The organism is Methylophilus sp. 13, from assembly GCF_015354335.1.
GTDB classification, from domain to species: Bacteria; Pseudomonadota; Gammaproteobacteria; order Burkholderiales; family Methylophilaceae; genus Methylophilus; species Methylophilus glucosoxydans.
In genome coordinates, this window is record NZ_JADKYR010000006.1 from 86,477 (window position 1) to 96,891 (window position 10,415).

A 10,415-nucleotide genomic window follows, 5' to 3' on the forward strand; every position below is an offset into this window, starting at 1 on the left:
CACATGACCCCATTTCGCATCCCTGTTGCGCCGCGTAGTATCCAGAAAGATAATCCAATCAAGTTCTTGCTGGATACTGAAGCCGTCGACTGCTTGGCACATAATATCGGATTAGTGCATTCGGCTTTTGATGGACACGCGTTCAAAAGCTTGGCGCTCACCAACATTGCAGCACTGGGGATTATGGACCGCTCAGCTCATATTGCTGCGGCATTAAAAGCGACCTTACCCGCAAAGTTTTCTGAAGCCACCGACATTCTGCTCAGCACACTCACACCGCCCAATGTATTAACCGAACGCCTCGGGCTGAGTGTGTTTTTTTATTTACCCCATACCCGCTTTGTCTCGGACTATGGGCGTGACCCCCAACACAATGGTGGTGAAGATCCTTTTGACACGGCCATGCGTGCTCAATATGAATTGACGCGCCGCTTTACTGCCGAGTTTTCGATCCGTCCGTTTTTAATGCATGATTTTGAGCGCACCTTGAATCAACTGACCTTGTGGCTGAATGACGCGGATCCGCATGTACGCCGCTTATGCTCTGAAGGCTGTCGTCCCCGCTTACCTTGGGGCGCGCGTATTCCCCAGTTGATTAAAGACCCCAGGCCGACACTGCCTATTCTGGAAGCCCTGAAAAATGACCCCAGCCTGTATGTACGCCGCAGTGTTGCCAATCATCTGGGCGATATCGCCAAAGACCATCCAGCATTGGCATTTGAAGTATGTGAGCGCTGGCTGACTAATGCGGATAAAGACTTGAAATGGGTGATCCGCCATGCGGTGCGCCATCCTGCCAAGCAAGGCAACGCGCATGCGCGTGCTATCCGGCTGGCGGCAGGAGGAAAATAAATGCTGCCCACCATACGCGCCTGCCTGGATGCTGCAAAAATCCAATTGATGCAAACCATCCCGGCTGACGAGGCCAGCATAGAAGCCCGCATGTTATTAATGGAGGTGCTCAAGGTGAACCATGCCTGGCTACTCGGTCATGCACTGGATTTGCTGGATACGCAAAAACAAGCGGACTTTAAGGTCTTAATTGACCGCCGCCTAAAAGGGGAGCCCATCGCGCATATTTTGGGCTATCGGGAATTTTTCGGGCTCGCGCTCAGAGTGACGCCTGACACCTTAATCCCGCGACCAGATACTGAAACTCTGGTAGAGGCTGCCTTGGAAAAAATCAACCAGCATGCGCGCGGCAAACCGCTTGAAGTGTTGGACCTGGGCACAGGAACCGGGGCTATCGCACTCGCGCTGGCCAAACATGGACCAGACTGCCAGGTGACTGCGGTGGATGCCTCTGAAGCAGCCTTGGCCGTCGCAAAAGACAACGCTTATGCGCTGGGCATTGAGAATACGCAGTTTGTGTTAAGCGACTGGTTTTCAGCACTGGCTCCCAAACCTTACCATGTAATCGTGAGTAATCCGCCCTATATCGAAGCGGACGACCCGCATCTGCAACAAGGCGATTTGCGTTTTGAACCCTTATCGGCGCTGGCTTCAGGGGCAGATGGTTTGCAAGCGATCCGGCAGATTATTGCCCAGGCGCCTGGCTATTTGACTGAAAATGGATGGCTCATGCTGGAGCACGGTTACAACCAGGCGGACGCCGTGCAATCACTCTTAAAAGCACAAGGGTTTGCAGAGATTGCAACGATGCATGATCTGGGTAATCAGCCCCGAGTCACGTCAGGAAAATGGCCACTAGCAAAACCAGTATGATTTTTGCTAGATTGAAAACAAAACCTTTATCTAAGGAGTTGTGATGCAGCCTATCCCTAATATTAAAGCCGTGCTATTTGACCTGGATGGCGTGTTGTATATCGGCAATCAAGTCATCAATGGCGCGATCGCGGCCGTGAAACAACTGCGCGAAGCGGGCATTGCGGTCCGCTTTGTCACCAACACTAGCACGCTATCTTTAGCGTCCTTGCAATCCAAGCTGAATGCGTTGGGCTTCAATGTAGTGCCCGAAGAAATCATGAGTGCACCACAAGCGACCATCCAGTACCTCAAAAAGCAGCCGAACCCGGTCTGTAAATTGTTGCTGGCAGACGATGTGAAAAAAGATTTTGCCTGTTTTGATCAATCGGAAACCGCGGCCAATTATGTGGTGATCGGCGATATAGGCGACCGCTGGTCTTACCAACTACTCAATGAAGTGTTTACCTGCCTGGTGAATGGCGCGCAGTTAATTGCCATCCATAAAAACCGCTTCTGGCAAACCGAGACTGGCTTGCAAATGGATATTGGCGCGTTTGTCACCGGGCTGGAGTACGCCAGCAATACCAAAGCCATGCTAATGGGCAAGCCTTCGCAGCATTTCTTTCATATGGCCATCGATGCCTTACGGCTGAAACCTTCGGAAGTGCTAATGATAGGCGATGATATTGATGCGGATATTGGCGGTGCACAAGATGCGGGCTTGCATGGCATTCTGGTCAAAACTGGAAAATATCGCGAAACCTATACGCGCTTATCCGCCGTGGAGCCGGATGCGATGATTGCTTCAGTGGCAGATTTACCGGCATTGCTAGGCTGCTTTTCTGCCTCCGCCCATTCCTCCTGACCGGGTCAGCCCGGTCTCGCCGTTTCGGCATGCCGCATAGTATAATTGCGGCATGTTTGAATCGAATTCTGTTGGTATCGTTAAAGCGCAAGTTGCGCATTTCACCCGGCCGCTCACGCTTAAAAGCGGCGCCGTGTTGCCACAATACCATCTTGCTTATGAAACCTATGGTGAACTTAACGCGGCCAAAAGCAATGCCGTGTTGATTTGCCACGCCCTGTCTGGCAACCATCATGTGGCTGGCCGTTATACGCCAGAAGATAAATATCCTGGCTGGTGGGATAACCTGGTGGGTCCGGGCAAACCGCTGGATACCAACAAGTTTTTTGTGATCGGGTTGAATAACCTGGGCGGCTGTCATGGCAGTAGCGGCCCATCCAGCGTGGATCCGCTGACAGACAAGCCTTATAGCGCTAGTTTTCCGGTCGTGACCGTAGAAGACTGGGTAGAGTCGCAAGCGCGACTGTTAGATTACCTCGGTATTGACCAACTGGCGGCGGTGATTGGAGGCAGTCTGGGGGGCATGCAAGCGCTGCACTGGAACATTGTATATCCCGAGCGTGTGCGGCATGCTTTTGTGATCGCCTCTGCACCCAACCTGACCGCACAGAACATGGCGTTTAACGAAGTGGCACGCCAGGCGATTATCACTGACCCCGAGTTTTTTGACGGCGATTATTACAACCATGGCACCGTGCCTCGCCGTGGCTTGCGCATTGCCCGCATGCTGGGTCATATCACCTATCTGTCAGACGATGCCATGGGTGAAAAATTTGGCCGCAAACTGCGTCATGGCGATGTGAAGTACAGCTTTGATGTCGAGTTTGAAATGGAGTCTTACTTGCGCTATCAAGGCGACAAGTTTGCCGGCGAATTTGATGCCAACACCTATTTACGCATGACACGCGCGCTGGATTATTTTGACCCAGCGCTGGATTTTGAAGGCAATTTGAGCAAGGCGCTCAGCCGCGCCAAAGCCAAGTTTGTCGTCATCTCGTTTACCACCGACTGGCGTTTTTCGCCTGCACGTTCGCGCGAGATCGTCCAGGCCTTGCTGGATAACGCCTTGCCCGTGAAGTATGCCGAGGTCACCTCGGCCCATGGGCATGATGCCTTCTTGATGCCTGATCCGCATTACCATGCCATCATGCGCGCCTATCTGGAGCAAATCAAAGTATGACGAATGTAAATATTACCAATGTTCGCCCAGACTTTGCATTAATTACAAAATGGGTGCAAATGAAAGCCAAAGTGCTGGATTTGGGTTGCGCAGATGGCACGCTGCTCACGCACTTGCATCAAACGCTTGGCATTACAGGCTACGGCATTGAAAAAGACGATGCCAATTGGTTGGCGGCATTAAAAAATGGCGTGGATGTGATTCAAATGAACCTCGAAGAAGGCCTGTCCGGCTTTGAAGACCAGTCGTTTGATACAGTCATTTTGTCGCAAACCTTGCAGGCCATGCACAATACTGAAAGCATCGTGCATGAAATGCTGCGGGTAGGGCGCGAAATCATCGTCACCTTCCCCAATTTTGGCTATTGGCGCAACCGCCTGCAAATCACGCTGGGCAACATGCCGGTCTCCAAAAGCCTGCCCTATCAATGGTACGACACACCCAACGTGCACCTATGCACCATCCACGATTTTGACCACTTTTGCCGCCAGCACGACATTCAAGTGATTGAGCGCAAGGTAATTACCGACGGCCAGGATATCCACGTCTTGCCCAATCTGCTGGGCAACCTGGCCATGTACCGCTTAAAACGCGCAGCCTGACAACATCAAGCCAGCTATTTCAAGAAAGATTGAGCGCTTTTAAGCGCCGGTAAAGCGTATTTCTGCTTAACCCCAGCTGACGGGACACCGCTGAAATATTGCCGCCATGTTGCAACATGGCTTGCCGGATCGCTTCATCATTTTGCACTTTCAGGCTAGCTGCTGGCAACGCGGTCATGCCGACCGCAGACGGCTCAGCATCTGCTTTTTTCGCATGCATTTCATCCAGAAAATCCTGCATCAAATGCTGGCGGCCAATCACGCCGCCATCCGCCAATGCCACGGCCGTGCGCAGTACATTATGCAACTGGCGTACATTGCCCGGCCAGGGATGCTCATTAAACAGCGCCATCATTTCTTCACTCAAGGTGGCTTGCGGCGCCTGTTCAATTTGCAGAATGACCTGAATCAACCTTGCCATATCCAGCCGCTCCCGCAGCGCAGGCAATTGCACACTGAGGCCATTGATGCGGTAATACAAATCACTGCGAAACTCGCCTGCAGCCACTTTATCTTTCAACTTCTGATTGGTCGCGCTGAGCAGCATAAAGTTGACCGGGATAGACTTGCTGCCGCCCAACGGCGTCACACTGCGCTCTTGCAAGACGCGCAACAAGCGCGCTTGCAGTGACAATGGCATATCGCCAATCTCATCCAGAAACAAGGTGCCGCCATCCGCTTGCTGGATTTTGCCAAGATTGCCTTTACGCTTGGCCCCTGTATAAGCGCCTTCTTCGTAGCCAAACAGTTCGGCTTCAATCAGCCCTTCTGGCAAGGCCGCACAGTTGACGGCAATAAACGGCTTGTGGCGGCGCGCACTGGCATCGTGAATCGCGCGTGAAAATAATTCTTTACCGGCCCCGGTCTCGCCGAGGATCAGTACAGGAATGTCCTTATCCAGCACCTGCTTGACCTGAGTGATGGCCAGCTTGAATTGCGGGTCGCCACTGTCCAGCAACTCCAGACTGGCGGCAGATTCTCGCGGCGCCAGCGGCGGCATTTTTTTCGGAGCGGAAGGCGCCTGGCTCACCGAGGCGCGGGCATATAACCGTGCGCCATTACGCAGATGCAGTGGAAACAGGACATCGGCATTTAAACCGCGTTGCTTGAACGCGATCCACGACTCGTCAAAAATATCTTCAAATGCAATGCGCCGCGCAGACAGGCTATCCTGATCCAGCGGCAAACCAAACTGAAACTGACCACTACGGTTGATCGTCTGTAGCTGACCAGCCGCATCAAACAAAGCCACCCCTTCCCACAAGGTACCAATAAATTCTGGCCGCACATGAAAATGCACGGCGATTTCACCCTCTGCGGTGGCATGAAACAGCCGGTTTTCGACCATTTGTGCCGCCATTTTGACCAGGGCCAGCGTGTGCTGCTGCGGCGCATTAAGGTCGTTGGATACGTCCAGCGTCGCAACCAAATGGTTATTGGCAGCAAAGATCGGCACGGCGGAACAACTGAGTGAATGATGATAGGCCATGAAGTGCTCAGCCCCCTGCACACTGATGGCCAGGCGCTCTACCAGCGCGGTGCCTATGGCATTGGTGCCCCGGTGCTCTTCGCTCCACGACGCGCCAGGCAATAACGAGGCGCGGATCTGATTTTCATCCACGCCTTCACCCATGGTGCGCAAAATCACCCCTTCGTTATCGGTCAAAATCACCAGGCTACGCGTATGGGCAATTTGCTCACTCAAGGTGATCATTTCCGGTTCAGCTTGCGCCAATAACAGGCGGTTTTTCTCCAGCCGCTGCGCCAATTCCTGGGCAGTAATAATCTGGTCTTCTGCCGGGGCTTGCTCATCCACGCCCTTGACCATGCAACGTCGCCAGGAGCGGGCAATCGCTTCGGCAATGGCGCGCTGATCATCACGCAAGCCAACTTGCGGCAGGGGAGTGGAGGAGGGGGAATACTTGTTGGGCATGGAAAACTGAACACCTGTCACGTCGGATTGAACAACTGTACCAGTATGACACAGTCGTGAACAGTACAGGCTATCTTGCACAGAATCTCGAGCATTGATCATACTTTTATAACCTACTGATTTTAATATATTTTTTAAAAATTTCCAAAAGATGATTGCGGTTGGCACACGCATTGCAATGAGTGATCAAGCCGTCACAAAAGAAGCATTTGTTAACGGCGTGTCAACACAACTCATCCAGCTTCAAAGCAACCATTTTGGAGGTTATTTATGCAACAACGTATCAAGCTTGCCATCAGCGCATTACTGTTAGGCAGCATCAGCACCAGCGTATGGGCAGATGCTGAACTGGACACTTTAATGAAAGATGACAATCAGTGGGCCATGCAGCGTAAAGACTACGCGAATCAGGGCTATAGCCGCTTGTCACAAATCAACAAAGGTAATGTCAAACAATTGAAAATGGCCTGGTCGTTTGCCACTGGTGTGAACCGCGGTCACGAAGGTGCACCGCTGGTCATCGGCAATACCATGTTTATCCACACCGCATTCCCTAACAACGTGTATGCGCTGGACTTGAACGATGACCAGAAAATTCTGTGGTCTTATTTCCCTAAACAAAGCCCGGATGTGCAATCCGTCATGTGTTGCGACAACGTGAACAAAGGCTTGGGCTACGGTGACGGCAAGATTCTGCTGCAACAGAATAATGGCGTACTGGTCGCGCTGGATGCAAAAACAGGGGCCAAGGTTTGGGAAGTAACTGTCAACGACCCAAGAACAGGCGCGGCCAACACCAACGCTCCACACGTGTTTAAAGATAAAGTAATCACTGGCTGTTCAGGCGGTGAATTCGGTGTACGTTGCCATATCAGTGCTTACAACATCAAAGATGGCAGCCTGATCTGGAAAGCCTACAGCACCGGTCCAGACAGCGAAGTGATGATTGGACCAGACTTCAACAAGGAAAACCCACACTACAGCGCACTGTCTCTCTACGAAGACGTGAATGGCGGTAACAAAATGGGTGGTTCCTTCAAGAATCTGGACAAAGCACAACTGAAATTTCCAGAAGCCAACCTGGGTGTACGCACCTGGCTCAAACCACAACAGCAGAAAGATGGCTGGCAAAATGGCGGCGGCCCAACATGGGGTTGGTATTCTTACGATCCAAAATTGAACCTGATGTACTACGGCAGCGGTAACCCAGGTACCTGGAACCCAGACGTACGTCCAGGCGACAACAAATGGTCGATGACGATTTTTGCCCGTGACCTCGATACCGGCTTGGCACGCTGGGGCTACCAGATGACGCCACACGACGAGTGGGATTATGACGGCATGAACGAAATCGTGTTGTGGGAAGCAAACGGCAAGCAATTGGCCACCCACTTTGACCGTAACGGTTTTGGCTATACCTTTGACCGCACCAACGGCACGCTGCTGGTCGCTGAAAAAATGCACCCGTTCGTCAACTGGGCAACCAAGATTGATCTGAAAACCGGTATTCCGGTCAAGGATCCAAAATACTCTACGCACCAGGATTACAACGCAAAAGGCGTTTGCCCTTCTGCACTGGGTGTTAAAGACGAACAACCGTCCGCGTTTTCACCGAAAACCAAAACGTTCTATGTCCCGCTTAACCACGTGTGCATGACCTATGAGCCAGTTGAATCGAAATATGTGGCCGGTCAACCTTGGGTAGGGGCGACATTGACCATGTTTGCCGGTCCAGACGGCGTGATGGGTGGCTTTATGGCTTGGGATGGCCTCAAAGGCAAAGCTCAGTGGTACAACAAGGAGAAATTCTCTGCTTGGGGTGGCGCACTGGTCACCGCGTCTGATCTGGTCTTCTACGGTACGCTGGACCGTTGGGTGAAAGCACTGGATGCCAAAACCGGTAAAGAACTGTGGAAATTCCAGGTAGGTTCCGGCGTGGTCGGCAACATGATCACCTACGGTCACAAAGGCAAACAATACGTCGGCGTACTGTCTGGCATTGGTGGTTGGGCGGCCGTGGCGATGAACCTGGGCTTGACCAATGATACCGATGGCTTGGGTGCTGCCGGTGGTTACAAGGAACTGACTAAATACAACGCCGCACCTGGTGGTGGCGCCATGAATGTATTCAGCTTATAAGAGAGGAAGTCGCATGCAATTGTTTAACCAAACCTTGCTCGCCACGGCCTTGCTGGCTGCCACAGCCTCTGCCATTGCAGGGAGTGGCGCCGAGGCCTTGGCTCAAAAAAGCGGCTGCTTGCTTTGCCATGGCATCGACAAAAAAGTCGTTGGCCCTGCTTACAAAGAAGTCGCCGCCAAATACAAAGGTGATAAAACCGCTGAAGCCAAGCTGATCCAGAAGGTGAAAGCCGGTGGCAGCGGGGTATGGGGTGAAATGCCTATGCCACCGAACAGCCCACAAGTGAAGGACGAAGATATCAAGACCATCGTCCAGTGGGTGTTGAGTTTGTAGTTCCCCTGCGAAATAAGGCGTCGGTGGCCTGTGCAATATGGATGATTCACTTGCCCACTGACGTCCTGTTTCCAACCGTTTTACCATTGATCTCCGAGTGTGCCAACCCGCAAGGGTTGGCTTTTTTTTGCCCCAAAATTAGCCAAGCCTTAAAAGCGTTTACAATGCGGGCATGACGATCTCGCAAACCCTGTTTACACGCCGCATGCTGATGTGTGTCGCCCTAGGCTTCAGTTCTGGCCTCCCCCTGTATCTTTTGCTGCAACTGTTGCCTGCCTGGTTACGTAGCGAAGGCCTCAATCTCAAAACCATCGCCGCCTTTGCCTTTATGCAACTGCCCTATACCTGGAAGTTTTTGTGGTCGCCCTTGATGGACCGCTACAGCTTGTTACAAGCACTGGGCCGCCGCCGCAGCTGGATACTGGGCACTCAATTCGCGCTGCTGGCCAGTATTGTGGGCTTGGGCATGTTCCAGCCGCAGCAAGAAATCAGCATGGTCGCCCTGCTTGCCACACTGGTAGCGCTATTTTCGGCCAGTCAGGATATCGTCATTGATGCCTACCGCCGCGAAACACTGAGCGATGAAGAGCTCGGGTTGGGCAACAGCCTGTATGTCAACGCCTATCGGATTGCTGGCTTGGTCCCTGGCTCGCTGGCCCTGATTCTGGCAGACCATCTGGCCTGGTCGCAAGTATTTTTGGTCGTTGGCCTGTTTATGCTGCCCGGTATCGGATTTACACTGTGGGCGCAAGAACCCGTGATGGCCAGCGCGCCCAAAACCTTGCTCGCCTCCGTGATCGAACCTTTCAAGGAATTTATTAATCGCAGCGGCTGGCAGCATGCACTGTGGGTGCTGCTGTTTATCTTGCTCTACAAGCTGGGCGACAGCATGGCCACCGCACTCGCTACGCCGTTTTATATTGACATGGGCTTCAGCAAAACCGATATCGGCGCCATTGCCAAAGGCAGCGGCCTAGTCATGCAAATCGCCGGTGCCTTCGTTGGCGGCATCTGGATGCTGAAATTGGGTATTAACCGCGGTTTATGGACCTTTGGAGTCGTGCAGGCACTCTCCATCCTGGGGTTCGCCTGGCTCGCGGGCAGCGGCCCCTTTACCGAGATCGGTGCCCCTGAACGCAGCATGCTTGCGATTGTGATCGGCGTTGAAGCCTTTGGCGTTGGCTTGGGCACCGCGGCTTATGTGGCCTACATGGCACGCGAAACCAACCCCGCCTATACCGCAACCCAGCTCGCCTTGTTTACCAGCCTATCCGCCGTACCGCGCTCGGTTTTTAATGCTCTGACTGGTGGCATGGTGGAGGCACTGGGATGGCAGCAGTTTTTTTACGTATGCACTTTGCTGGCAATCCCGGGGATGTTGCTGTTGTTTAAGGTAGCACCTTGGCGGGAAAAATAGGTTTCTCGCAGACAAATATGTTTCTTTTCGACTCTTGACGAGTTACTTTTCTTTGCTTGCACAGGCTGTGATTTACTTTTGAGTGCGCTTTGGGATTTTGAAAGGGTCTATTTCGCCTTTAGGCGACCATTCTTTCTTATGCTTGTCCTGTATAGACCGGAGACATGGTTGACAGGTGTACGAGGACATAGTTGACACTTTCGCATTGGATAAATGCGGAGAACACTATGCCTTGGGA

9 protein-coding genes are annotated in these 10,415 nt (G+C 52.5%); 8 read left to right on the forward strand and 1 reads right to left on the reverse strand.

The window, feature by feature from the left end; genetic code table 11:
• Positions 1 to 3 precede the first annotated feature (3 nt).
• The 5 genes from INP77_RS13535 to metW are packed head-to-tail and all read left to right on the forward strand — an operon-like array spanning position 4 to position 4,354.
• Positions 4 to 852 (forward strand): DNA alkylation repair protein, encoded by an 849-nt coding sequence (locus tag INP77_RS13535; RefSeq protein WP_194749606.1) that lies wholly within the window; start codon positions 4 to 6, stop codon positions 850 to 852.
• Entirely contained in the window at positions 853 to 1,725 is an 873-nt protein-coding gene (prmC, locus tag INP77_RS13540) for a peptide chain release factor N(5)-glutamine methyltransferase (protein WP_194749607.1), read from the forward strand.
• Between the two features lie 43 nt (positions 1,726 to 1,768).
• Entirely contained in the window at positions 1,769 to 2,572 is an 804-nt protein-coding gene (locus INP77_RS13545; protein ID WP_194749608.1) for a TIGR01458 family HAD-type hydrolase, read from the forward strand.
• A gap of 52 nt (positions 2,573 to 2,624) precedes the next feature.
• Entirely contained in the window at positions 2,625 to 3,752 is a 1,128-nt protein-coding gene (locus INP77_RS13550) for a homoserine O-acetyltransferase (RefSeq protein ID WP_194749609.1), read from the forward strand.
• On the forward strand, positions 3,749 to 4,354 hold the full coding sequence (gene metW / locus INP77_RS13555; RefSeq protein ID WP_194749610.1) for a methionine biosynthesis protein MetW: 606 nt from the start codon (positions 3,749 to 3,751) through the stop codon (positions 4,352 to 4,354). The genes INP77_RS13550 and metW overlap by 4 nt, the downstream gene beginning before the upstream one ends.
• A gap of 19 nt (positions 4,355 to 4,373) precedes the next feature.
• Here metW and INP77_RS13560 read toward each other — a convergent pair whose 3' ends face one another.
• A complete protein-coding gene (locus INP77_RS13560) occupies positions 4,374 to 6,287 on the reverse strand; it encodes a sigma-54-dependent Fis family transcriptional regulator (RefSeq protein ID WP_228518948.1) in 1,914 nt (637 codons plus the stop codon).
• A gap of 270 nt (positions 6,288 to 6,557) precedes the next feature.
• Here INP77_RS13560 and INP77_RS13565 point away from each other — a divergent pair, with 270 nt between their 5' ends.
• The 3 genes from INP77_RS13565 to INP77_RS13575 all read left to right on the forward strand — a co-directional run bounded on the left by INP77_RS13565 (position 6,558) and on the right by INP77_RS13575 (position 10,177).
• Positions 6,558 to 8,426: a methanol/ethanol family PQQ-dependent dehydrogenase gene (locus INP77_RS13565; protein ID WP_194749611.1), complete on the forward strand. Its 1,869-nt coding sequence runs from the start codon at positions 6,558 to 6,560 to the stop codon at positions 8,424 to 8,426.
• A gap of 13 nt (positions 8,427 to 8,439) precedes the next feature.
• Positions 8,440 to 8,760 carry a c-type cytochrome gene (locus INP77_RS13570; protein ID WP_194749612.1) on the forward strand — a complete coding sequence of 107 codons (321 nt, stop codon included), beginning with the start codon at positions 8,440 to 8,442 and terminating at the stop codon, positions 8,758 to 8,760.
• A 172-nt stretch (positions 8,761 to 8,932) separates the two neighbouring features.
• Positions 8,933 to 10,177 carry an AmpG family muropeptide MFS transporter gene (locus tag INP77_RS13575; protein ID WP_194749613.1) on the forward strand — a complete coding sequence of 415 codons (1,245 nt, stop codon included), beginning with the start codon at positions 8,933 to 8,935 and terminating at the stop codon, positions 10,175 to 10,177.
• Positions 10,178 to 10,415 lie beyond the last annotated feature (238 nt).